We start from the raw sequence: 24,163 nt of genomic DNA, 5'->3' as shown, positions 1-24,163 counted from the left end.
GCGAGTGTGGTCTGTACGACACACTCCCCTGTCTGGTGAGGGTCTGTTTCGATTGAACCGCCTGCAAGGCTCGTGGTACCCTTATGAGTACCCAATATAAAACAGTTGGCTCTAATATCGTCACATATGATCCAGTCTGATCAGGACATTCGCAACCGGTTGCTGGTTGCGAAGCTGCCTGCGATGCCACAAATCTTGCTCAAGTTGCTTGGGTTGTGCCAAGCAGACGGAGCGGGCATGGCTGAAATGGCCAAGCTGGTGGCCAACGATCCGGGCATGACGGTCAAGGTACTCAACGTAGCCAACAGCGCAGCCTACAACCGGGGTGGACAGAAAGTGGGCCTGATGCAGGCCCTTTCCACTTTGGGCTCGGACATGATCAAAACCCTGGTCATCAGCGAGTCGGTGCTGCAGACATTCAACAGCTTTCCGTATTCCGCCAACAGTGACCTGCGCGTCTTCTGGAAGCATGCCTTGACCACGGCCGTCATTGCGCGCGAGCTGGCCCGGGCCATGGACTATGCGCATGGTGAGGAAGCCTATCTCGCCGGCCTGCTGCACGATGTTGGTCGCATGGCGTTGCTGGCAGCCGCGCCCGACGACTACACCAGCATCTTCTACTCGCCCGACAACGAGACGCTGTGCGCCCTGGAGCAGCGTAGCCTGCAGATTTCCCATGTGGAGGCAGGGGCCTGGCTGATCGAGCGCTGGAATCTGGACTCCTACATGGCCGATGCGGTGCTCTACCACCATGAGCCGGCCAGCCGGGTCGAGGGTGCGCACCCGCTGATCCGCATTGTTCATCTGGCCCATGCGCTCGCTTCGCACGACGCAGCGCTGCCGCTGGCCGAAGATGCCGGCTACCTGTGCAAGATTTCCGGCGAGAACCTGCTGGCGATCACGCAGGGAGCCGCCGGGCAGGTGGAAAAGGCAGCAGCCTATCTGGGCATTGATCTGTCGGGTCTGGAGGCCTGGACGCCACCGCAGACCTTGGGTGCTCCGGCGGCCAACCCGATCCAGCAGCGCATGAACGAGGAAATTCAGCACATGGCGCTGGCCGCCGAGGTGGGGCAATCGCTGGCGCGGCAAAAGGATGACAACCAGCTCCTCAAGGTCATACGCCAGAACGCCCAAATCCTGTACGACCTGGACAACACCATCATTCTGCTGATGAGCGGCAACGCCCAGTCACTGGTCGGCGTGTCCGTGGCGGACCATTTGCAGCGGTTGTCCGAGTTTTCCGTGATGCTGTCGGCTGGTGGCGGCATCGCGCAGTGCGCCTTGCAGAACCGGGTGGCTTTCCTGAGCCGCAAGGATGGTTTGCTCAATCTGAACGAAGAGCAGCTCCTGCGCACCTTTGATGCGGATGGCCTGGTATGCATTCCCCTGACCAGTGGCGCGCGTTGCCTGGGCGTGCTGGTGGGTGGTGTTCCCGCTCGCCTCATGCCCGATCTGAAGCGGCGCGAGCGCTTTCTGCAGGCCTTTGGTGTGCAGGCCGCTACGGCGCTCAATGTGGTCAACAGCGATCGCAGCGAGATCGACCGCCGTATCACTGCCATCAAGGAAGAGCATCGGGAAAGCGCAAGGCGCGTGCTGCACGAAGTCAACAATCCGCTGTCCATCATCAAGAACTACCTCGGTGTGCTGGATGACAAACTCACACGGCATGAACCCGTGGAAGGCGAGCTCAGCGTATTGAATGAAGAAATCGACCGTGTCGGCAACATCATGAATGAGTTTGTCGGCGCGGCCCCCGTGGTCGCGCCCGGCAAGGTCAATCTCAATCACGTCGTGGGCAATGTGGTGCGCCTGTTTCGCGAGAGCAAGTTCCTGCCCCCGTCGGTGGAAATCCTCTCGCAATTGTCGGAGCGCGACTGCGAGATCGAAGGCCCGGCCGACACGATCAAGCAGATCCTGGTCAACCTGATCAAGAATGCTGTCGAGGCCATGCCCAAGGGCGGTCGTATCGAGATCGCGCTCGGTGGCCCGGTGCAGCGGGATGGCCGCCCCTACTACACGCTGTGCGTGAAGGACAACGGTCCCGGCATTCCGCCCCAACTGCGTAGCCGGCTGTTTTCTCCCGTGCAGAGCACCAAGGCTGGCACGAATCGCGGCATTGGTCTGAGTATTGTGCATGGTCTGGTCAAGAAGCTGGGCGGCAGAATCGAATGCCAGAGCAGTGCCATGGGCACCGCGTTCGAGATGGAATTGCCCGTGCCCGTGACGGCCTCCGCTCGCAGCGGCGCCGGCATGCCTTTCCTGCAAGATCGTGTTTGATACCCACGCTTCGGCTGGAAAGGGCGCATCGGCCGATGCCGCGTTTCTACAGTCCTCCCAATTGCTCAACTCTCCGGTAGGCGAATACCAGCCACGCGTATTGCTGGTGGATGATGAACCCCGCGTGCTGGCCAGTCTGCTGGAGCTGCTCAACGGCAGGGGCTACCACATCACAACTGCGGGCGGCGGACGGGAAGCCATTGAACACCTGAGCAGGACGCCGTTTGATCTGGTGGTGCTTGACCTGCACATGCCGGAAGTGAGCGGGCATGATGTCATGGACTTCATCAGCGTGCGCAATCTGGACGCCCAGGTCGTGGTGACCAGCGGTGCCACCGAAATTGAAGCAGCCATCGGAGCCATACGCCAGGGCGCCTACGGCTATCTGCGCAAGCCGTATCCGAGGGAAGAGCTCTACAAGACCGTGGGCAATGCCCTGCAGCAGCGGCGCCTGGAGTCGGAAAACCAGCGCATCGCGCAGCAGCTCAAGCGCTCGGAGCGCATGTACCGCTATCTGGTGGATAGCTCGCCAGACATCATTTACACCCTGGGTCCGGACGGCTGCTTCACCTTCATCAATGACCGCGTACAACAACTGTTGGGCTACCGGCGCGAAGAGCTGATTGGTCAGCATTACTCCACCGTGGTGTATGAGGGCGATATGGAGCGCGCCAACTATGTGTTCAACGAAGGGCGCACCGCGTTTTCGCAATCGCGCAGCGTGGAACTGCGGCTCAAGCCTTTGCGCGCAGAAAACGAGCCACGCACCTTCAGCATCGTCATGGTGATGATTCAGCCGGGCACGGACAGTGACTCGGTGAAGCTGGATGCGCGCCACAAGACCGAAGGCGGCACCTACTGCGTGGCGCGTGACGTCACCGAGCGCAAGCGCGCCGACGAACAGATTGCCTATCAGGCCTATCACGACATCCTGACCGAGCTGCCCAATCGCGCGCTGTTCAAAGACCGCCTTGGCCTGGCATTGCTGCAGGCCAAGCGCAACGAGACCAATCTGGCGGTGATGTTCATTGATCTGGACCGCTTCAAGGTGGTGAACGACACGCTGGGCCATGGCGCAGGCGATGCCCTGCTGCAGCAGGTGGCCACGCGGCTCAAGGCCTGTCTGCGCCGCTGCGACACGCTCTCGCGCCTGGGAGGTGACGAATTCACCGCCGTGCTGCCAGAGCTGAGCGACCGCCAGGACGCCGCGCTGATCGCGGGCAAGTTTGTGGACTGTCTGCGCCAGCCGTTTCAGGTGGCTGGTCAGCCCGTGCACGTGTCGGCCAGCATTGGTGTTGCCCTGTACCCCTACGACGGTTCGCAGCAGGAGGAACTGGTGCGCAATGCCGACATCGCCATGTACCACATGAAGTCGCAGGGCAAGAACGGCTACGCGTTCTTCCATGCCAGCCTGCTCGAAACCTCGTACCAGAAGATCGTGCTGGAGCATGACCTGCACATGGCCCTGGAGCGCGGCGAGCTGGAAATGTTCTACCAGCCGCAAGTGGACATCAGCACCCAGAAGATCATCGGCGCCGAGGCGTTGATGCGCTGGAACCATCCCGCGCGCGGCTTCATGGGAGCCGGCGAATTCCTGCCGTTTGCCGAAGAGAGCGGCCTGATCCTGCCTATCAGTGACTGGATGCTGGAGGCCATTTGCCGTGACTTCCTGGAGTGGACGGCACTTGGGGGCGACTCCATGCGCCTGTCGCTCAACATCTCTCCGCAGTACCTGGACCGGGGTGACTTCTTCGAGAAACTCAAGAACGCGCTGGTGCGCCACCAAATCCCGCCCGGGCAGATCGAGGTCGAGGTGACCGAGAACATCTGCATCCGCAATCCGCAAAATGCCATCGATCAGCTCGACAAGCTCTGCCAACTGGGCGTGAGCGTGGCGATCGACGACTTCGGGACGGGCTATTCATCGCTGTCGTATCTGCACCGCTTCCCTATCCATACCATCAAGATCGATCGCTCCTTTGTCATGGAAATCCAGGACTCGGGTGCCCAGTTCCCGGTGGTGCTGGCCATTGTGGCCATCGCGCAGGGCCTGGGCCTGAACCTGGTATCGGAAGGGGTGGAAACGGCCGTGCAGGCCAAGTACCTCGCCGACGCGGGCTGCAGGATCATGCAGGGCTTTCTCTACCATCAGCCCATGGCGCAGGGCAAGTTGGTGGAGCTGCTTTCGGCGCAAGCGTCGGGCGGCGCAGAGCTGCACACACTCAACTGAATCCAATTTCGCATACACTGGCCGGGCTTGTCGGGGCGCCGTAGACGAAAGTCGAGGCTGAGACCACTTTGGTGGAACCCGCTGAACCTGATCGGGGTCATTCCCGCGTAGGGAACAACGCATATTGGCACCGGTCCCACCTGGCAATTCCCAGGGCACAACCCGGCCGCCCAGGCAGGCTCCATTCTTTACAACCGGAGACCGCCATGACCCAAACATCCAACACCGTAGATACCGCGGGCCTCGCCAGCCGCATCACCCGCACGCCTTTCCCGGGCTCTTCCCGCATCCATATCCAGGGTTCGCGCCCGGACATCCGCGTGCCGTTTCGCGAAGTCACGCTCAGCGACACGCTGGTGCACACTGGCAGCGGTGAGCCGCGGCGCGAGCCCAATCCGGCCTTGCGGCTGTATGACTCTTCCGGCATTTACACCGATCCTTCGGTGCCCGTGGATATCACCCGCGGTCTGGCACCCTTGCGTGCCTCCTGGATCGCCGAGCGTGGCGACACCGAAGCGCTGCCGGGCATCAGCAGTGCCTACGGGCGCCAGCGCCTGCAGGACCCGCGTCTGCAGGCCTTGCGCATGGCCCACACCCCGGTACCGCGCCGCGCCAAGGCGGGCGCCAACGTGTCCCAGGTGCACTATGCCAAGAAGGGCATCATCACGCCCGAGATGGAATACATCGCCATCCGCGAAAACCTGGTGCGTGCGCAACTCCAGGAGCGCCTGGCCACCGAGCGTCTGCCCAAACCGGGCCAGGCCTTTGGTGCGTTGATGGCGCAGCAGGTCACGCCCGAGTTCGTGCGCGACGAAGTGGCCCGCGGCCGCGCCGTGATCCCCTCCAACATCAACCACCCCGAGAGCGAACCGATGATCATCGGCCGCAACTTCCTGGTGAAGGTGAATGCCAACATCGGCAACTCTGCAGTGACTTCTTCCATTGAGGAAGAAGTGGACAAGCTGGTCTGGTCCATCCGCTGGGGCGCCGACACGGTGATGGACCTCTCCACTGGCGACAACATCCACGAGACGCGTGAATGGATTCTGCGCAACTCACCCGTGCCCATCGGCACCGTGCCGATCTACCAAGCCTTGGAAAAGGTACATGGCCGCGCCGAAGACCTGAGCTGGGAACTGTTCCGCGACACGCTCATCGAGCAAGCCGAGCAAGGCGTGGACTATTTCACCATCCATGCCGGCGTGCGCCTGGCCTATGTGCCGCTCACCGCCAACCGCCTCACCGGCATCGTCTCGCGCGGCGGCTCCATCATGGCCAAGTGGTGCCTGTCGCACCACCGCGAGAGCTTTCTGTACGAGCACTTCGAAGACATCTGCGACATCATGAAGGCCTACGACGTGTGTTTCTCGCTTGGCGACGGCCTGCGTCCGGGCTCGATCGCCGACGCCAATGACGAAGCCCAGTTTGCCGAACTGCACACTTTAGGCGAGCTCACGCAGATTGCCTGGAAGCACGACGTGCAGGTGATGATTGAAGGGCCGGGTCACGTGCCGCTGCAACTGGTCAAGGAAAACGTGGACAAGCAACTGGAGGCCTGCTTCGAGGCGCCCTTCTACACCCTGGGCCCGCTGATCACGGACGTGTCGCCGGGCTACGACCACATCTCCTCAGCCATGGGTGCTGCCAACATCGGCTGGTACGGCACGGCCATGCTGTGCTACGTCACGCCCAAGGAGCACCTGGGCCTGCCCAACCGCGATGACGTCAAGCAGGGCCTGATCGCCTACAAGATTGCCGCCCACGCGGCCGACCTGGCCAAGGGATTCCCCGGCGCGCAGATGTGGGACAACGCCGTCTCCAAGGCGCGCTTCGAGTTCCGCTGGGAAGACCAGTTCCGCCTGGCGATCGACCCGGACACCGCCATGGCCTACCACGACGAAACGTTGCCCAAAGAGAACGCCAAGGTGGCGCATTTCTGCTCCATGTGCGGCCCCAAGTTCTGCTCCATGAAGATCTCGCAGGAAGTGCGTGACTTCGCGCGGCTGAACCCCGCCAGCACCACCTTGCAGGGTGCAGCGGGCGTGATTGCCATCCAGCAAGTCAGCTCGGCTTTGGACGAAAAGGCCCAGGAGTTCCGCCAGGCCGGCAGCGAAATCTATCTCTGAGAGGCGCGCGCATGAAGCCTTTGCACATAGGCATTGCGGGCGCCGGTCTGGCTGGCCGTATGCTGGCCTGGCGGCTGCTGCGTGCCGGCCATCGCGTCACGCTTCTGGACAGCCGCAGGCGTGACGCGCTGGACACGGCATCCATGACGGCTGCAGCCATGCTCTCGCCGCTGGCAGAACTGGCGGTTTCCGACGCCGTGGTGTTCGCCATGGGGCAGCGCTCCATGCAGCTCTGGCCGCAATGGGTGGATGCGCTGCACGCGGATCACCCGGATGCGCCGCCGGTGTACTACCGCCAGCAGGGCACGCTGGTGGTGGCCCACGCTCCCGACCAGAGTTCCCTGCAGCACTTCACCCGGCTGCTGCAGCACAAGCTGCCGTCCGCGTTTGCCACGCAGGTGCAAAAGCTGGACGCTCCAGCCATCGCCCAACTGGAGCCCGCTCTGGCCGGGCGCTTTGCCAACGGCCTGCATCTGCTGGGCGAGGGGCAGCTCTCCAACGAGCAGTGGATGGCGGCGCTCTCCGGTGTGCTGGACCGGCTGGGCGCCGTCTGGCACGAAGGCGTGCCGGTCGAACTGCTGGAAGCGCAACGCATGGTGGCGCGCAACGGTCTGGAGGTGGCCGTGGACATCTGCGTGGATGCACGCGGTGTGGGCAGCAAGTCGGCGTTGCCGCAGCTGCGCGGTGTGCGTGGCGAGGTGCTGCGCGTGGAATGCAAAGGCGTGCAGTTGCAGCGACCCGTGCGGCTCATGCATCCGCGCTACCAGCTCTATGTGGCACCACGCCCGGACCATGCGTTTGTGGTCGGCGCCACCGAGCTGGAGTCCGAAGACACCGGGCCGGTCACCCTGCGCTCCATGCTGGAGCTGGGCAGTGCCTTGTACAGCCTGCACCCGGCCTTTGGTGAGGCGCGGGTGGAACGTCTGTCGGCCGCGCTGCGCCCGGCATTGGACAACGACCAGCCCGCCTGCCTGCAGCGCGAGGGTGTCTGGCACATCAACGGCTTGTACCGCCACGGCTACCTGTGCGCACCTGCGCTGGTGGAGTCGCTGGTGCAGAAGATTACGGAGCAACAACCATGAACGAACGCGAAATTTTCATCAACGGAGCGGTGCTGCAAACGCAGGCACCCAACCTGCAGGCGCTGCTGCTGGAGCGCGGCTTTGCCATGGACGCGGCCTTTGCCTGCGCCATCAACAACACCTTTGTGCCACGCGGGCTGTGGCCGCAGCAGCCGCTGCAAAGTGGCGACCGCGTGGACGTGGTGGCACCGATTACCGGAGGCTGATATGCAGGATATCCCCCAGGACAAGCACAGCGTCGCCGCGACAGAAGACACGTGGCAAGTGGCTCGCACCACCCTGTCCAGCCGCCTGCTGCTGGGCACGGCGCATTACCCCTCACTGCAGGTGCTATCCGATGCGGTGCAAGCCAGCGGCACCCAGGTACTGACCGTGGGCTTGCGTCGCATGCAACCCGAGACCGGCGGTGGCAACCACTTCTGGCAGCGTGTGCAGGCTATGGGTTGCCACGTGCTGCCCAACACCGCGGGCTGCCACAGTGCCAACGAGGCCATCACATTGGCCCACATGGCGCGCGAGATCTTCGGCACGCCCTGGATCAAGCTCGAAGTGATCGGCGACGATTACACCCTGCAGCCCGATCTGCTGGCCACGCTGGATGCGGCCACGCAGCTGGTGCGTGACGGCTTTTCCGTGTTCGCCTACACCACCGATGACCTAGTCATGGCGCAGCGCCTGCATGGTGCCGGTTGCGCCGCGGTGATGCCCTGGGCCGCCCCCATAGGCAGCGGTCGCGGCCCCATGAACCCGTATGCGCTGGAGACCTTGCGCCGGCGCCTGCCCGACGCGATGCTGGTGGTCGATGCGGGGCTGGGCCGCCCGTCACACGCGGCCACCGTGATGGAGTTCGGCTTTGATGCCGTGCTGCTCAACACCGCCGTAGCCCAGGCTGGCGACCCGGTGCGCATGGCGCGCGCATTTGCCAGCGCCGTGTCAGCCGGACGCGACGCCTTCCAGGCCACACCCATGCCCGAGCGCAGCGCCGCACAGGCATCCACCCCCACCGTTGGCATGCCGTTCTGGCATGCGCAGTAAAGGACCGTATGCCAGCACAAGCTACCTCTGCCTCCTTCGTACCCCTGAGCGGGCCTTTGGGTTTTTATCCGGTGGTGCCCGACGCAAGCTGGGTGGAGCGCCTGTTGCACTGGGGCGTGCGCACCGTGCAGCTCCGATTCAAGCCCGCTTCGGGCGACGATGCCGCAGTGCGAGAGCAGGTGCGTGCTGCCGTGGCCGCAGGTCACGCCGTGCCCGGTGCGCAGGTCTTCATCAATGACCATTGGCGGCACGCCATCGCGCTGGGCGCCTACGGCGTCCATCTGGGACAGGAAGACTGGGCCGCGCTGAGCGATGCTGAGCGCGATGCCTTACGCAGTTCGGGCATGCGTCTGGGATTGAGCACCCATACGCCCGCCGAGCTTGCTTTGGCCAAGGCTGCACGCCCTTCGTATTTGGCCATCGGGCCGGTGTTTCCCACCACATTGAAGGTCATGCCGTATGAGCCTGTGGGGCTGGAACGTCTCCAGGACTGGGCGCGCCTGGCAGCACCCTATCCGGTGGCTGCCATTGGCGGCATCACGCTGGAATGCATGGCCGATGTGCGCAACTGCGGTGTGGATGGCGTGGCCGTGGTGAGCGCCCTCACCCAGGCGGTGGACCCGCGGTTTGCGTCCCAGCAGGGGTTGCGGGTGTTCGAAAAGGGCCCGACCACGGGGAACCCATAGCGGCCCTTTTTCCTCACGCGCTGACTTTCATCAAGGCAGGGCGCGCCGACAGGGCGCAGGATCAGGGATGCGGTTGAGCCAGCATCTTCTGTTCACGCGGGGGCCTTATGACAGCGAAAAACATTCTCCTTATCCAGGGTCATCCGGATGGCTCCGTCATCCACCTGGGCCATCACCTGGAAGAGGCCTACGCACAGGGCGCGCAGTCCGCGGGTCATGCGGTGCGCAGGCTGGCCGTGGCCCAGCTCGACTTTCCCCTGCTGCGCAGCCAGAACGATTGGCAGAACGGTGCCCTGCCACAAGGTCTGGTGCAGGCGCAGAAGGACATTGCCTGGGCCGAGCACATCGTCTTCTTTTTTCCGCTGTGGCTGGGCGACATGCCGGCACTGCTCAAGGCATTTCTGGAACAGGTGGCACGCCCCGACTTTGCCTTCAAGAGGGATGGCAAAGACCTGTTCCAGCACAAGGCCCTCACCGGGAAGTCCGCCCGCGTGGTGGTCACCATGGGCATGCCAGCACTGCTGTACCGCTGGTATTTCCGCGCCCACAGCGTGAAGTCACTAGAGCGCAACATCCTGGGCTTTGTGGGCATCTCGCCAGTTCACAAGACGCTGATCGGCTTGGTCGATGCGCTGGGTGAAGCCGGGGTACAGAAATGGCAGGTACATCTCACCAGACTGGGCGCACAGGCCAGCTAGGACCGGACAGTGGGGATTCACAATTTCGTTCCATTTATGCAGTATTACTGTATATTATGCGCAAGTGCGCAGAGGTGCACACGACCCATACACCGAGAGAGCCTATGGAAGCAGAAACACGCAAGAACGTCGTACGGCGATTCAACAAGGAAGTCATTGAAGAAGGTCGTCGAGCGTCCTTCCTGGAGCTGATGGACGAATCCTTCGTCAACCGCTCCGCACCTGACGGGGCACCCAACGGGCCCGAGAGCATATGGAACACCTTCGAGAAAGTGCTGCGCCCGGCACTGGGCGGACTGAAGGTTGAAATCCATGAACAGCTCTGTGATGGCGACAGGGTGGTCACCCGCAAGTGCATCAGTGGCACCCACACGGGCAGCCTCATGGGCTTGGCTGCGACGGACATGCCCGTGGTCATCGACGTGATTGATATCGTGCGTGTGCATGGCGGTCGGTATGTCGAACATTTGGGCATCAACACGCTAACGGCGGTTCTATCCCAGCTGCGGGCTGGCTGAAGCAGGTCTTGCAAATCGGAATCTAGCAAGACAGGAAGGGCGCCTAAGTGACCAGACGAAGTACGGCAGTGAGAGCGTCAACCGAGGCGGAGGCCTTGGCGGACGAACTGCGTGAAGTCATTGGCCGCTTTGTCAGGTCGGTGAGAACCCAGGCGGGCACTCCGTCAGACGCACACGGGGAAACGCTGGCCTACCTGGAGCGCGCTGGCCCCGTGAGTATTGCAGTACTTGCCGACGCCCGGGGCGTGAAACACCAAAGCATGCGGTTGGTGACGACGCGTTTGGAGGCAGAGGGACTGATTGAACTCCTGCCCGATCCCAAGGATAAGCGGGGCTATCGCATCCACGTCACGCAAGCCGGTCTGCGGGAAACAGCAACTGACCGCACGGCAAGGGCGCAGTGGATCGCAAAAGCTCTGGCGGAAGCCTTGGACGAGGACGAGCGGGATATCCTGCGCCAGGCAGTTCCCGTTTTGAAAAAATTGGTCGATCTCGCCCAGGGCTAACCCTGGGCGCCGGGCAGCCGGCTGTGCCGGCTCGACCACGAAGCCGCTACCAGGCGTAGCCTACGGTGATGGGTGCGTGGTCGGAGAAGCGCTGGTCTTTGTAGATGGCAACTTCGCGCGCGCCGGCGGCCAGAGTGGGTGTTGCCAGGTGGTAGTCCAGACGCCAGCCCACGTTCTTGGCATAAGCCTCGCCACGGTTGCTCCACCAGGTGTAGCAAGCGTCGGTGGCGGTGGGCTCCAGGGTGCGGTAGACGTCGACCATGCCGCCCTCGGTGAGCAGCTTGGTCATCCAGGCGCGTTCTTCGGGCAGAAAGCCGGAGTTTTTCTTGTTGCCCTTGTAGTTCTTCAGATCGATTTCCTGGTGCGCGATGTTGATGTCGCCGCAAAGGATGTAGTCGCGCTCGGCCTTGAGCGCCATCATGTGCGGGTAGAACTCGTCCAGAAAGCGGAACTTGGCTTGCTGCCGTTCTTCACCGGACGAGCCGCTGGGAAAGTAGGCGCTGATGATGGAGTGCTTGCGCTGCAGCGTGTCAAAGCGCAGCTCCACGTAGCGGCCCTCGGGGTCGAACTCCGGCGAGTTGTAGCCCACCACCACGTCGCCGGGCTCCAGCTTGGTGTAGATGCCCACGCCCGAGTAGCCTTTTTTCTCGGCCAGATGGAAGTAGCCGCGCAGTCCGGCAAGCTCTTCGAAGCGGTCGGCCAGATCGGGCGCCTGGGCTTTGACCTCCTGCACGCAAATACAATCCGGTGCGGCCTGCGCAAGCCAGGCTTCCAGACCTTTGCTGGTGGCGGAGCGGATGCCGTTGAGGTTCAGGCTGGTTAACTTAAACAAGGAATTTCCCATGTCGATTCAAGACCCTGCGCAAGGCGCGAAAGCGGACCCGCTGGCCCTGGAGTTTGTGGCATTTGCCGTGGAATGCGGGGTGCTACGCTTCGGTGAGTTCAAGACCAAGGCGGGTCGCATGAGCCCGTATTTCTTCAACGCAGGCCTGTTTGACGATGGCGCCAGGCTGATGCGTTTGGCCGAATTCTATGCCCAGCGCCTGCTCTCCAGTGGCATCGAATTCGACATGGTGTTCGGCCCGGCCTACAAGGGCATTCCGTTGGGTGCGGCGCTGGCCGTGGAGCTTGCCCGGCGCGGTCGCAACGTCCCGTTTGCCTACAACCGCAAGGAGGCCAAGGACCATGGCGAAGGCGGCACCCTGGTGGGCGCTCCGCTCAAGGGCCGGGTGCTGATCGTGGACGACGTCATGTCGGCGGGAACGGCAGCGCGTGAGTCGATTGCCATCATCCGTGCGGCGGGTGCTGTGCCGCACGCGGTCTGCATCGCTCTGGATCGTCAGGAGATGGCCACGGAGAACGGCCAGGATGTGCCTTACAGCGCAGTGCAGTACGTGCAGCATAAACTGGGGCTGCAGGTGTGTTCCATTGCGAAGCTCACTGATTTGATGCAGTATCTGGCAGCCGGTGGCAGTGGCAGTTCGCCCGAAGACCATCAGAGAGTGTTGGCGTATCGTCAGCGCTACGGAGTCGAAGAAGGAAGCTTATGAAATTTGTAGCAGGTGGATTGCTGGCGTTGTTCACGGTGACAGGCGCTGCCTGGGCACAGAACGCGCCAGTGGGAGGAATCTATACCTGTGTGGATGCACAAGGGCGCAAACTCACCTCGGACCGCCCCATTCCGGAATGTCTGGACCGCGAGCAGAAGGTGCTCAACCCCAGTGGCACCGTGAAGCAGAAGGTCGGCCCCAGTCTGACCGCCGCCGAACGTGCCCAGCAGGAAGCCAGGGAAAAGCAGCAGCTTGAAGAACAGAACCGCCTGGCCGAAGAGCACCGCCGTGACCGCGCCCTGCTGATTCGCTACCCGAGCAAGGCGGTGCACGACAAGGAGCGCGCCGAAGCGCTGGCGCAAATCGATGTGGTGAGCAAGGCTGCCGACCTGCGCCTGAATGAACTGGCTGCACAGCGCAAGAAGCTGGACGACGAAATGGAGTTCTACAAGAAGGACCCCAGCAAGGCACCCATGTATCTCAAGCGCCAGGTGGAAGACAACAAGCACAGCGTGGAAGTGCAGAAGCAGTTCATCGCAGAGCAGGAGAGCGAAAGCCGCCGCGTCAATGAGCGCTTTGATTTGGAGCTGACGCGTTTGCGCCAGCTCTGGGCTGCTTCAGCCGCTTCCAAATAGGGCTCAGGCCAGCTTGGAGCGCAGCAGGTCGTTGACCTGTTGCGGGTTGGCCTTGCCCTTGCTGGCCTTCATGATCTGACCGACCAGGCCGTTGAGCGCCTTTTCGTTGCCAGCCTTGAACTCGGCCACGTTCTTGGCGTTGGCGGCGATCACTTCATCGACGATTTTTTCCAAAGCGCCGGTGTCGTTCATCTGCTTGAGGCCCTTGGCTTCGATGATGGCGTCGATCAGAGTCTGATCAGTTGCGCTTGGTTCGATGACCACCTTGTCATTCCACAGCACATCCAGGACTTGCTTGGCTGCGTTGTTACTGATCGTGCCGTCATAAACGCGTACGATCAATGCAGCAAGTGCAGTTGCAGAAATATGTGAAGCGGAAATTTCACTATTTTCAGCATTCAGGCGACGCGATATCTCACCCATGATCCAGTTGCTGGCCAGCTTGGCATTGCCGCAGGCCTTGGCCGCTGCTTCGAAGTACGCCGCCAACGCCAGGCTTTGCGTGAGTTGTGTCGCGTCGTATTCGCTGAGCGCATAGTCGTTCATGAAGCGTTGCGCCATCACGCGCGGCAGTTCGGCCATCTCGCCGCGCACCTTGGCAATCCAGTCTTCCGAAATCACCAGCGGCGGCAAGTCCGGGTCGGGGAAGTAGCGGTAGTCGGCCGCGTCTTCCTTGGTGCGCATCGCGCGGGTCTCGCCGGTATCGGGGTTGAACAGCACCGTGGCCTGCTGGATGGCGTGACCGTCTTCCAGTTGTTCGATCTGCCAGCGCACTTCGTAGTCGATGGCCTGCTGCATGAACTTGAAGCTGTTGAGGTTCTTGATCTCGCGGCGCGTGCCCAAGGGGCCGCCGGGCTTGCGCACCGAGACGTTGGCGTCGCAGCGGAACGAGCCCTCCTGCATGTTGCCGTCGCAAATGCCGATCCAGGTCACGATCTTGTGCAGCTCCTTGGCATAGGCCACTGCCTCGGCGCTGGAGCGCATGTCCGGTTCGGTCACGATTTCCAGCAGCGGCGTGCCGGCACGGTTGAGGTCGATGCCGGTCTGGCCGATGAAGTCTTCGTGCAGCGACTTGCCCGCGTCTTCTTCCAGGTGGGCGCGTACCAGGCGCACCGCCATCTTCCTGTCGCCCAGAAAGAATTCGACCACACCACCTTGCACCACCGGTATTTCAAACTGGCTGATCTGGTAGCCCTTGGGCAGGTCGGGATAGAAGTAGTTCTTGCGCGCAAAGATGCTGCGTGGCGCGATATGGGCGCCGACGGCCAGTCCGAACTCGATGGCACGTTCGACCGCGCCCTTGTTCATCACCGGCAAGGTGCCCGGCAAAGCCAGATCCACAGCGCAGGCTTGCGTGTTGGGTTCGGCGCCAAAGGCGGTGGAGGCACGCGAAAAGATCTTCGAGCGGGTGGAGAGCTGGCTGTGGGTTTCAAAGCCGATGATGACTTCGTAGCCGCCAACCAGCGGCGCGTCCGGACGGTCCAGAAGAGTGGGGGTGGTGCTTACTGACATGTTCAGAATCCTGCGGGGCGTGCGACGTGGAAGTCGGTGGCTTGCTGGAAGCGGTGCGCCGCGTTCAGCAGACGTGCTTCCTTGAAATAGTTGCCGATCAACTGCATGCCGATGGGCATGCCTTTGTCCTGCTTGGTGGTGGAGAAGCCCACCGGCACACTCATGCCGGGCAGACCGGCCAGGGAGCCGGGCAGGGTGAAGATGTCGGCCAGGTAGTTGGCCACCGGGTCGTCGGACTTTTCGCCCAGCTTCCAGGCCACGGTGGGTGCCACCGGGCCGGCGATCAGGTCGCACTCCTTGAAGGCGTTCTGGAAGTCGTCGGCAATCATGCGGCGGATCTTCTGCGCCTGCAGGTAGTAGGCGTCGTAGTAGCCGTGTGACAGCACGTAGGTGCCGATCATGATGCGGCGCAGGACTTCTTCGCCAAAGCCCTCGGAGCGGGTCTTCTTGTACATGTCGGCCAGATCGGTGTACTGCTTGGCGCGGTGGCCGAACTTCACACCGTCAAAGCGGCTCAGGTTGCTGGAGGCTTCTGCCGGCGCAATGATGTAGTACACCGGAATGGACAGCTCGGTGCGTGGCAGCGAGATGGGTACCAGCTTGGCCCCCAGCTTCTCGTACTGCGCCAGAGCCGCATTGACGGCGTTGCGCACGTCGTCGGAGAGACCGGCGCCAAAGAATTCCTTGGGGATGCCGATGCGCAGGCCTTCGATGGAGTCGTTCAGGGTGCGGCTGAAGTCCTCAGTGGGCACGTCCAGCGAGGTGGAGTCGCGGTCCGGGTCCGGACCGCAGATGGCGCTGAGCAGGGCGGCGCAATCCTCGGCACTGCGCGCCATGGGGCCGGCCTGGTCCAGGCTGGAGGCAAAGGCCACCATGCCGTAGCGCGATGCACGTCCGTACGTGGGCTTGATGCCGGTGATGCCGCAAAACGACGCGGGCTGGCGAATGGAGCCGCCGGTGTCGGTGCCGGTGGCTGCAGGGGTCAGGCGCGCGGCCACAGCCACGGCACTGCCGCCGGAGGAGCCGCCGGGGATGCGTTCGGTGTTCCAGGGGTTGCGCACGGGTGCCGGGGCATCCTGGCCCACGGGTGCCACGGCGGAGTTCTCATTGCTGGAGCCCATGGCGAATTCATCGCAGTTGAGCTTGCCCAGGGTGACCATGCCGGCCTGTGCCAGCCGGGTGACGACGGTGGCGTCAAACGGCGAGCGGTAGCCCTTGAGCATGCGCGAGCCGGCCGTGGTGGCGAAGTCCTTGGTGACGAAGATGTCCTTGTGCGCAATCGGCACGCCCTCGAGCGGGCCGGCGCTGCCTTGCGCAATGCGGGCATCAGCCGCAGCGGCCTGGGCCAGAGTGACTTCAGCGTTGACATCCACGTACGCGCCCAGATCGGCATGCGCCTGCGAGCGCGCCAGGAAGTGCTGTGCCGCTTCTACGGCGGAGACTTGTTTGCTGGCCAGGGCCGTGGCCAGTTGTTGCACGCCCAGGTCGTGCAATGCGGTTTGGGAAAGGGAAGTTGTCATTGCATCAGACCTTATTCAATGACCTTGGGCACCAGGAACAGGCCGTTCTGTACTTCAGGCGCACTTTTTTGATTGGCTTCGCGCTGGTTGGGCTCGCTGACCACGTCCTCGCGCAAGCGCAGGGCGATGTCACCGATGGCGGCCACTGGATGGGCCAGCGGTTCTATGCCTATGGTGTCCACGGCGCGCATCTGTTCCACGATGTCAAAAAAGCTGTTGAGCTGGTTCAGCATGCGGTCGCTGTGCTCGCTTGTCAGCTCCAGCCGCGCCAGATTGGCGATACGCGCGATGTCGGAAGATGTCAGTGACATGGGTGAAATAAGATTGAAAACAAAGGTAAATGGCGCCCGGCAAGGGCTGGTTACGCAGGGTATTCCCGAGCGATAGGGTATTATCCCGCCTTTGGCTTGAAGTCTGCGCAAGCACATTTTTCAGGGCCGAATTCACGGTTTTTATTGAATAGAACATGGTGACAGACGAGCGAAGTCCCGTCTGTGCCCGAGAGGAATTGAGATGTTTGGATCTTTCCGGCGGTATTTTTCTACCGACCTGGCGATTGACCTGGGTACGGCCAACACCCTGATTTTTGTACGCGACAAGGGCATTGTTCTGGATGAACCTTCTGTCGTTGCTATCCGCCACGAGGGCGGCCCCCAAGGCAAGAAGACCATCCAGGCCGTTGGCCGCGAAGCCAAGGCCATGCTGGGCAAAGTGCCCGGCAATATTGAAGCCATCCGCCCCATGAAGGACGGCGTGATTGCCGACTTCACGGTCACCGAGCAGATGCTCAAGCAGTTCATCAAGATGGTGCATCCGCGCGGCATCCTCAAGCCCAGCCCGCGCATCATCATCTGCGTGCCCTGCGGCTCCACCCAGGTGGAGCGTCGCGCCATCCGCGAAAGCGCCCTGGGCGCTGGTGCCAGCGATGTGTACCTGATCGAGGAACCCATGGCCGCCGCCATCGGCGCCGGTCTGCCGGTGTCGGAAGCCAGCGGCTCCATGGTGGTGGACATCGGCGGCGGTACCACCGAAGTTGGCGTCATCTCCCTGGGCGGCATGGTCTACAAGGGCAGCGTGCGCGTGGGCGGCGACAAGTTCGACGAAGCCATCATCAACTACATCCGCCGCAACTACGGCATGCTGATTGGCGAACCCACCGCAGAAGCCATCAAGAAGCAGATCGGCTCGGCCTTCCCCGGTTCCGAAGTCAAGGAAATGGAAGTGCGCGGTCGCAACCTGTCCGAAGGCGTGCCCCGCAGCTTCACGATCTCTTCCAACGAAATCCTGGAAGCGCTCACCGACCCGCTCAACAACATCGTCTCTGCCGTCAAGAACGCGCTGGAACAGACGCCGCCCGAGTTGGGAGCCGACATTGCCGACCGCGGCATGATGCTCACCGGCGGTGGTGCGTTGTTGCGTGACCTGGACCGCCTGCTGGCCGAAGAAACCGGCCTGCCGGTGCTGGTTGCCGAAGATCCGCTGACCTGTGTGGTGCGCGGTTGCGGCATCGCGCTGGAGCAGATGGAGCGTCTGGGTTCCATTTTCACCAGCGAATAATCCCCGAGGTCGGCGATGCCTCTTGGTACGCTGGACAGAGCACCCCCACCCTTTTTCCGCCAGGGGCCCTCAGCGCTGTCCAAGCTGGCAGTGTGCAGCGCCCTGGCGCTGTTCCTCATGGTGGCCGATACACGCTTCAAGGTGATGCAGCCGCTGCGCGTGGTGCTGGCTGCGGTCATCTATCCGGTGCAATGGCTGGCGTTGCAGCCCGTCAACCTGCTACTGGGCACCAGTGATTACTTCTCCAGCCTGAACGCGGCACAGCGCTCCAAGGAAGAGGCCTTCAAGCAGTTGGGATTGCAGTCCCTGCGCTCCAACCAGGTGGAACAGCTCACGCTCGAAAACGACAGGCTGCGCAAATTGCTGGACTTGCGCCAGCGCCAGCAGGCCACCGGCATTGCGGCCCAGGTGCTGTACGACTCGGCCGATCCCTTCTCCCGCAAGGTCATCATCGACAAGGGGCTGGTCAACAAGGTGCAGGAAGGTTCACCCGTGCTGGACGAGCGCGGTGTGCTGGGCCAGGTTACCCGCGTCTATCCCCTGGTGAGTGAAGTCACCCTGATCACCGATCGCGACCATGCCATTCCGGTGCTCAACACACGCACCGGCGCGCGCGGTGTGGCTTTTGGCGACACCACCACCCATGCCGATGCGATGGAGCTGCGCTACATGGCAGCCAATGTGGACGCCAATGTGGGGGATCTGCTGACCACCAGCGGTGTCGATGGCGTGTACCCGCCGGGGTTGCCGGTGGCGCGCATCGAGAAAGTGGACCGTCGCGTGGATGCCATCTTCGCGCGCATCTATTGCGTGCCTGCCGCCCTGGTTTCGGGCGCCAGCCATGTGCTGGTGCTGGCTTCCATGGCGGAGCAGCCGCCGCCCCGGCCGGTGCCGGAGCCGCCCGCGCCAACACGCAACAAACGCGGGGAGGTGATCAAGCCATGATCATGCCGCAGGGCAAGCAACTGCTGTTGCCGGCCAATCCCTTGTTTGTGTGGGGCAGCATGCTTGCTGCCATGCTGATCGACATGGTCCTGAACATGGGGCTGACGGGACGCGCCGCCTGGGTGCCCGATCTGCTGGCCGTCGTGCTGGTGTTCTGGACCGTGCACCAGCCGCTGCGCGTAGGCATTGGCGCCGCCTTTGTGTTTGGCCTGCTGACCGATGTGCACCAGGGAGCCTTGTTGGGCCAGAACGCCCTGGCCTATACGGTGCTGAGCTTCTTTGCCATCACCATCCACCGGCGTCTGCTGTGGTTCCCGGTGGCGTCCCAGATGGTGCAGGTATTCCCGCTGTTCGCGGCGGCCCATCTGGTGGAGATCTGCCTGCGCCTCATGGTGGGTGGCACCTTCCCCGGCTGGTGGATTCTGCTTTCGCCCGTGCTGGAGTCGCTCTTGTGGCCGGTGGCCACTGTTGCGCTGCTGGCGCCGCAGCGTCGCGCACCCAACCCCGACGCCAACCGCCCCTTGTAATATGGCCCCCACGCTTGTCACTGCGTGTACTACGCTGCCCCCCAAGGGGGCTGATTGCCCTTGGGATGGCCCGGCGGGCAATCGTACGGCCGCGTTGCTGCCATGACCGTTTTACGGAACGTCGAAGCCGATTTGGCGCGGTTTCGTACCCGCATTTTCGTGCTCAGTCTGGTGGTGCTGGTCTGTTTCCTGCTGCTGATTCTGCGGCTGGTGTATCTGCAGATCTGGCGTCATGAAGACCTGCGTGCACAGGCTGAAAACAACCGCACTTCGGTCGTTCCCATCGTGCCCAACCGGGGGCTGATCCTGGACCGTAACGGTGTTGTGCTGGCCAACAACTACTCGGCCTACACGCTGGAGATCACGCCGTCCAAGAGCGGGCCGTTGGAAGAAGTGCTGGACGATCTCTCCAAGGTGATGGAGATCACGCCGCGCGACCGCCGCCGCTTCAAGAAGCTACTGGAAGAGTCGCGCAGTTTTGAATCCTTGCCCATACGCACCCGGCTGACCGATACGGAGGTGGCCCGTTTTTCTGCGCAGCGCTACCGGTTTCCGGGGGTGGAAATCAAGGCGCGCCTGTTCCGCAATTACCCGTACGGCGAGCTTGCCAGCCACGTGATTGGCTACATCGGCCGTATCAACCAGTCGGAGAAGGAAAAGATCGACGAAGGTGACGACGCAGACAACTACCGTGGCACCGAATACATCGGCAAGCTCGGTATCGAGCAAAGCTACGAGACACAGCTGCATGGCATCACCGGCGTGGAGCAGATCGAAACCTCTGCCGGCGGGCGGGCCGTGCGCAAGCTCGCCAGCAATCCGGCCACACCCGGCAATACGGTCAAGCTCTCCATCGACATCAAGCTGCAGCACCTGATCGAGGCCATGTATGGCGAGCGCCGCGGTGCGCTGGTGGCCATAGACCCCAAGACTGGAGAGCTGCTGGCCTTTGTCAGCAAGCCCACGTTTGATCCCAATCTGTTTGTGGAAGGCATTGACAGCGAAAGCTGGCAGGCCCTCAACGAATCCATCGACAAACCGCTGCTCAACCGGGCCCTGCGCGGCACCTATCCGCCGGGTTCCACCTACAAGCCTTTCATGGCCATGGCGGCCCTGGAGACCGGCACGCGCAGCCCCGAGTTCACGGTTTCCGACCCCGGCTTCTTCATGTTCGGCGGGCATCGGTTCCGCGATGACAAGGAGGGTGGACATGGCATGGTGAACATGTACCGCTCCATCGTCGTGTCCTGCGACACCTACTACTACTCGCTGGCCAACGATCTGGGCGTGGACACCATCCACGACCAGATGCAGCGCTTCGGCTTCGGTGAAATCACTGGCGTGGACATCCTAGGCGAGACCCGCGGTCTGCTCCCTTCCACCGACTGGAAGCGGCGTGCCTACAAGCGCGCCGAGCAGCAGAAGTGGTACGCCGGTGAAACCATCTCGCTGGGCATCGGCCAGGGCTACAACGCCTTCACCATGCTGCAGCTCGGGCAGGCGATCGCCACCCTGGCCAACAACGGAGTGCGCCCCACACCGCATCTGGCGATTGCCACGCAGGACCCGGTCACCCACAGCATGGTTCCGATCACCGCGCCGGCGCTAGTGAATCTGGGCATCAAGCCAGCCAACCTGGACGTGATCCACAAGGCCATGGTGGGTGTGACGGTGGAGGGCACCTCAGCCAAGGTATTTGCAGGGGCTGGTTACGCCAGCGGCGGCAAGACCGGCACGGCCCAGGCCGTTGGTATTGGCAAAGACCAGAAATATGACGCCAGCAAGCTTGCCGAGCACCAGCGTGACCACGCCCTGTATGTGGCCTATGCCCCGGCGGAAGACCCCAAGATTGCCATCGCCATGGTGGTGGAAAACGCGGGCTGGGGCGCTGAACAGGCGGCTCCCATTGCGCGGCGCGTGCTGGACTACTGGCTGATGGGGCAATACCCCAGCGAGGAAGATCTGGCCGCCATCAGCAAGGGTCAGGCCGCCGCGCCCATAGGCAAACCGCGTCTGGTATCCGAAATACCCTGGCCTCCGCCTGGTGGCAGGCACTGACGCGGATTAACGCAGGAACGCGTCGTAGCCGGTCTTGAAAATCAATGCCGAGACCACCAGAATGAAAACGACGCGTACGAAGCCGGTGCCGTGTTTGAGGGCAATGTGGGTGCCGGCCAGGCTGCCCACCACGTTGGCAACCGCCATCACCAGTGCGAAGTGCCACCAGATGTGACCCTTGTAGATGAACAGGATCAGGGCCGACACATTGGTCGCCGTGTTGAGCAGCTTGGCTGCTGCCGAAGCATGCAGGAAGTCGTAGCCCAGAAAACGCACCATGCAGAAGACAAAGAAGCTGCCGGTGCCAGGCCCAAAGAAACCATCGTAAAAGCCGATGACAGCGCCAATGCAGCAGGCCGCTACCGCCTCTGCCGAGCCCGTGAAGCGGGGGGCATGGTGCCGCCCCAGCTCCTTGCGCGCCAGCGTGTAGCCCAGTACCAGCACCAGGATGAGCGGCAGGATCTTGCGCAGGTAGTCTGGTGACACGACGGTCACCAGCCAAGCGCCGCCCAGCGACGCCACAAAGCCCGCGGTGGCTGCTGGAATCAACGCGTGCCAGGGCATCTGGACACGGCGGCTGTACTGCAACGTGGCAATACCCGTGCCCCAGACCGAGGCGCCCTTATTGGTGCCAAACAGCGTGGCCGGGTGGGCGTTGGGGAAGGTGGTGAGCAGAGCAGGAATCAGGATCAGCCCGCCGCCCCCGACCATCGAATCCACAAAACCGGCGAAAAGTGAGGCCAGGGCCACGACAAGCATTTCCATCCGAAGATTGTCGCATCCGCACTGAACAGGCAAAAAAAAGCACCGGGGTAGCCGGTGCTTTTTTTCGTGGCACTTCGTGGAGCCACTGTTCTTGCTTTGTATTGCCGATGGTTCGACAGCTTCCTCGGGATCGGTTTCGTATCAGGTCTCGTGCCGATGGAATGTATTCTTACGCTCCAACACGCGAACAGACGGACTGTACCCCGCCACCCTGCAAGGGAGTATCAGGACTTACCCTGTGCAATCCATTCGGCGGCCTTTTCCGCAATCATCAGGGTGGGCGAATTGGTGTTGCCGCTGGTGATGCGCGGCATCACGCCCGCATCCACCACGCGCAAGCCCGCCACGCCGTGCACCCGCAGCCGCGAGTCGACCACGCTGGTTGGGTCGTCGGCGCGGCCCATCTGCGTGGTTCCCACGGGATGAAAAATCGTGGTGGCAATGTCCCCGGCCAACTTGGCCAGTTCGGCATCGGTCTGGAACTGCACGCCGGGCTTGTACTCCTCAGGGGCGTACTTCTGCAAGGCGGGCTGGCGCACGATGTTGCGGGTCAGGCGTAGCGAGTCGGCGGCGATCTTGCGGTCCTCGTCGGTGCTGAGGTAGTTGGGCGCAATGGCCGGCGCCATGCGGAAATCGGGCGAGGTGATGCGCACGTGGCCGCGGCTGCTGGGGTTGAGGTTGCAGACGCTGGCGGTAAAGGCATTGAAGCTGTGCAGCGGCTGGCCGAAAGCCTCCAGGCTGAGAGGCTGCACGTGGTACTCCAGGTTGGGGTAGGGCTGGGACGCATCGCTACGGGTGAAGGCGCCCAGCTGGCTGGGCGCCATGCTCATGGGACCGCTGCGCTTGAGCGCGTATTCCAGGCCGATCTTGGCCTTGCCCCAGAGGGAATTGGCCTGGGTGTTGAGGGTGGTCGCGCCCTTGACCTTGAACACCGCGCGAATCTGCAGATGGTCCTGCAGGTTCTCGCCCACGCCCGGCAGGTCGTGCACGACCGGAATGCCCAGCGACTGCAGCAAGGGTGCGGGCCCGATGCCGCTGAGCTGCAGAATCTGCGGCGAGCCAATGGCGCCGGCGCACAGGATGACCTCGGCACGCGCCGTGGCGGTCACCATCTCCGAACCGTTCCAGACCTGCACGCCGGTACAGCGCAGCGGGCGGTCCTCGCCTGCGGTGTTGGGTTCCACCAGCAGCTTGGCGACCTGGGCGTTGGTCCACAACTCGAAGTTGGGGCGACCATAGCAGGTGGGCCGCAGAAAGGCCTTGGCCGTGTTCCAGCGCCAGCCGGCGCGCTGGTTCACCTCGAAGTAGCCCACGCCTTCGTTGCTGCCGCGGTTGAAGTCATCGGTGGCGGGAATGCCGGCCTGAGTGGCGGCCTGAGCGAAGGCATCGAGCACGTCCCAGCGCAGGCGCTGCTTTTCCACCCGCCATTCGCCGCCGGCCTGGTGGTGGCGCAGGATGGTGCGGTACTCGGAGCCGTCTTGCTGCAGCAGCTCGGGCGCCTGACCTTTGGCACCGTGCAGGGTGTTGGCACCCTTGTGGTGGTCTTCGTGCAGCTTGAAGTAGGGCAGGCTGTTGTCCCAGCTCCAGGCGGCATCGCCGGTGAGCGCGGCCCACTGGTCGTAGTCGCGCGCCTGACCGCGCATGTAGATCATGCCGTTGATGCTGCTGCAGCCGCCCAGTGTCTTGCCGCGCGGGTAGCGCAGGGTGCGGCCGTTGAGGCCGGCGTCGGGCTCGGTGTTGTAGAGCCAGTCGGTGCGCGGGTTGCCTATGCAGTAGAGGTAGCCGACCGGAATGTGGATCCAGTGGTAGTCGTCCTTGCGGCCGGCCTCGATCAGCAGCACGCGCTTGGAGGCGTTGGCACTCAGGCGGTTGGCCAGCAGGCAGCCGGCCGTTCCGGCGCCGACAATGATGTAGTCAAAGGTGGTGTCACTCATGC

Annotated in this window: 22 protein-coding genes and 1 riboswitch; of the genes, 16 read left to right on the top strand and 6 right to left on the bottom strand. The window is 62.8% G+C overall.

Annotated elements, in window-relative coordinates:
• Positions 1-126 precede the first annotated feature (126 nt).
• The 10 genes from AAGF34_RS05990 (at position 127) to AAGF34_RS05945 (ending at position 11,158) form a co-directional block, all read left to right on the top strand.
• Positions 127-2,277 carry an HDOD domain-containing protein gene (locus tag AAGF34_RS05990; protein ID WP_342619705.1) on the top strand — a complete coding sequence of 717 codons (2,151 nt, stop codon included), beginning with the start codon at positions 127-129 and terminating at the stop codon, positions 2,275-2,277.
• A gap of 61 nt (positions 2,278-2,338) precedes the next feature.
• Positions 2,339-4,507: an EAL domain-containing protein gene (locus AAGF34_RS05985; protein WP_342621042.1), complete on the top strand. Its 2,169-nt coding sequence runs from the start codon at positions 2,339-2,341 to the stop codon at positions 4,505-4,507.
• Positions 4,508-4,528: 21 nt separating this feature from the next.
• Positions 4,529-4,638, top strand: a riboswitch (TPP riboswitch).
• Between the two features lie 75 nt (positions 4,639-4,713).
• Complete coding sequence (gene thiC, locus AAGF34_RS05980) at positions 4,714-6,633, top strand: phosphomethylpyrimidine synthase ThiC (protein WP_342619704.1); 1,920 nt, start codon at positions 4,714-4,716, stop codon at positions 6,631-6,633.
• Between the two features lie 11 nt (positions 6,634-6,644).
• Positions 6,645-7,715 carry a glycine oxidase ThiO gene (gene thiO, locus AAGF34_RS05975; protein WP_342619703.1) on the top strand — a complete coding sequence of 357 codons (1,071 nt, stop codon included), beginning with the start codon at positions 6,645-6,647 and terminating at the stop codon, positions 7,713-7,715.
• Positions 7,712-7,921 carry a sulfur carrier protein ThiS gene (thiS, locus tag AAGF34_RS05970; RefSeq protein ID WP_342619702.1) on the top strand — a complete coding sequence of 70 codons (210 nt, stop codon included), beginning with the start codon at positions 7,712-7,714 and terminating at the stop codon, positions 7,919-7,921. The genes thiO and thiS overlap by 4 nt, the downstream gene beginning before the upstream one ends.
• A gap of 1 nt (position 7,922) precedes the next feature.
• Positions 7,923-8,750 carry a thiazole synthase gene (locus AAGF34_RS05965; protein ID WP_342619701.1) on the top strand — a complete coding sequence of 276 codons (828 nt, stop codon included), beginning with the start codon at positions 7,923-7,925 and terminating at the stop codon, positions 8,748-8,750.
• Between the two features lie 8 nt (positions 8,751-8,758).
• Complete coding sequence (locus AAGF34_RS05960) at positions 8,759-9,436, top strand: thiamine phosphate synthase (RefSeq protein WP_342619700.1); 678 nt, start codon at positions 8,759-8,761, stop codon at positions 9,434-9,436.
• Between the two features lie 107 nt (positions 9,437-9,543).
• Positions 9,544-10,134: an NAD(P)H-dependent oxidoreductase gene (locus AAGF34_RS05955; RefSeq protein ID WP_342619699.1), complete on the top strand. Its 591-nt coding sequence runs from the start codon at positions 9,544-9,546 to the stop codon at positions 10,132-10,134.
• Between the two features lie 104 nt (positions 10,135-10,238).
• A complete protein-coding gene (locus AAGF34_RS05950; RefSeq protein WP_342619698.1) occupies positions 10,239-10,652 on the top strand; it encodes an ester cyclase in 414 nt (137 codons plus the stop codon).
• Positions 10,653-10,747: 95 nt separating this feature from the next.
• Positions 10,748-11,158, top strand: a complete 411-nt coding sequence (locus AAGF34_RS05945) for a MarR family transcriptional regulator (RefSeq protein ID WP_342619697.1) — start codon at positions 10,748-10,750, stop codon at positions 11,156-11,158.
• A 46-nt stretch (positions 11,159-11,204) separates the two neighbouring features.
• Here the strand turns inward: AAGF34_RS05945 and AAGF34_RS05940 are convergent, their stop codons facing one another.
• Positions 11,205-11,990, bottom strand: coding sequence for an exodeoxyribonuclease III (locus AAGF34_RS05940; RefSeq protein ID WP_342619696.1), 786 nt, complete (start codon positions 11,988-11,990; stop codon positions 11,205-11,207).
• A gap of 10 nt (positions 11,991-12,000) precedes the next feature.
• Here AAGF34_RS05940 and pyrE point away from each other — a divergent pair, with 10 nt between their 5' ends.
• Together pyrE and AAGF34_RS05930 are read left to right on the top strand one after the other, a co-directional pair.
• Positions 12,001-12,708 carry an orotate phosphoribosyltransferase gene (pyrE, locus tag AAGF34_RS05935; RefSeq protein WP_342619695.1) on the top strand — a complete coding sequence of 236 codons (708 nt, stop codon included), beginning with the start codon at positions 12,001-12,003 and terminating at the stop codon, positions 12,706-12,708.
• A complete protein-coding gene (locus AAGF34_RS05930; protein WP_342619694.1) occupies positions 12,705-13,343 on the top strand; it encodes a DUF4124 domain-containing protein in 639 nt (212 codons plus the stop codon). The genes pyrE and AAGF34_RS05930 overlap by 4 nt, the downstream gene beginning before the upstream one ends.
• A gap of 3 nt (positions 13,344-13,346) precedes the next feature.
• Here AAGF34_RS05930 and gatB read toward each other — a convergent pair whose 3' ends face one another.
• From gatB to gatC, 3 genes are read right to left on the bottom strand one after another with little or no spacing between them, the layout of a single operon-like run.
• Positions 13,347-14,855 carry an Asp-tRNA(Asn)/Glu-tRNA(Gln) amidotransferase subunit GatB gene (gene gatB, locus AAGF34_RS05925; protein ID WP_342619693.1) on the bottom strand — a complete coding sequence of 503 codons (1,509 nt, stop codon included), beginning with the start codon at positions 14,853-14,855 and terminating at the stop codon, positions 13,347-13,349.
• A gap of 2 nt (positions 14,856-14,857) precedes the next feature.
• Positions 14,858-16,375 carry an Asp-tRNA(Asn)/Glu-tRNA(Gln) amidotransferase subunit GatA gene (gene gatA / locus AAGF34_RS05920; RefSeq protein ID WP_342619692.1) on the bottom strand — a complete coding sequence of 506 codons (1,518 nt, stop codon included), beginning with the start codon at positions 16,373-16,375 and terminating at the stop codon, positions 14,858-14,860.
• Positions 16,376-16,386: 11 nt separating this feature from the next.
• Positions 16,387-16,686 (bottom strand): Asp-tRNA(Asn)/Glu-tRNA(Gln) amidotransferase subunit GatC, encoded by a 300-nt coding sequence (gene gatC, locus AAGF34_RS05915; RefSeq protein WP_342619691.1) that lies wholly within the window; start codon positions 16,684-16,686, stop codon positions 16,387-16,389.
• Positions 16,687-16,888: 202 nt separating this feature from the next.
• Here gatC and AAGF34_RS05910 point away from each other — a divergent pair, with 202 nt between their 5' ends.
• From AAGF34_RS05910 to mrdA, 4 genes are all read left to right on the top strand, one after another.
• Positions 16,889-17,932: a rod shape-determining protein gene (locus AAGF34_RS05910; RefSeq protein WP_342619690.1), complete on the top strand. Its 1,044-nt coding sequence runs from the start codon at positions 16,889-16,891 to the stop codon at positions 17,930-17,932.
• A gap of 15 nt (positions 17,933-17,947) precedes the next feature.
• Positions 17,948-18,877, top strand: a complete 930-nt coding sequence (mreC, locus tag AAGF34_RS05905) for a rod shape-determining protein MreC (protein ID WP_342619689.1) — start codon at positions 17,948-17,950, stop codon at positions 18,875-18,877.
• Positions 18,874-19,404 (top strand): rod shape-determining protein MreD, encoded by a 531-nt coding sequence (gene mreD, locus AAGF34_RS05900; protein ID WP_342619688.1) that lies wholly within the window; start codon positions 18,874-18,876, stop codon positions 19,402-19,404. The genes mreC and mreD overlap by 4 nt, the downstream gene beginning before the upstream one ends.
• 102 nt (positions 19,405-19,506) lie before the next feature.
• Positions 19,507-21,462: a penicillin-binding protein 2 gene (gene mrdA, locus AAGF34_RS05895; protein ID WP_342619687.1), complete on the top strand. Its 1,956-nt coding sequence runs from the start codon at positions 19,507-19,509 to the stop codon at positions 21,460-21,462.
• A 6-nt stretch (positions 21,463-21,468) separates the two neighbouring features.
• On the opposite strand, the gene AAGF34_RS05890 is transcribed toward mrdA, so the two are convergent.
• Together AAGF34_RS05890 and AAGF34_RS05885 are read right to left on the bottom strand one after the other, a co-directional pair.
• Entirely contained in the window at positions 21,469-22,227 is a 759-nt protein-coding gene (locus AAGF34_RS05890) for a TSUP family transporter (RefSeq protein WP_342619686.1), read from the bottom strand.
• Positions 22,228-22,451: 224 nt separating this feature from the next.
• A complete protein-coding gene (locus AAGF34_RS05885; RefSeq protein ID WP_342619685.1) occupies positions 22,452-24,161 on the bottom strand; it encodes a GMC family oxidoreductase N-terminal domain-containing protein in 1,710 nt (569 codons plus the stop codon).
• Positions 24,162-24,163 lie beyond the last annotated feature (2 nt).

The sequence above is a fragment of the Rhodoferax sp. GW822-FHT02A01 genome, assembly GCF_038784515.1.
Taxonomy (GTDB): domain Bacteria; phylum Pseudomonadota; class Gammaproteobacteria; order Burkholderiales; family Burkholderiaceae_C; genus Allorhodoferax.
Note: the sequence above shows the minus strand (reverse complement) of the source record. Positions and strands in the feature narration are given on the sequence as shown.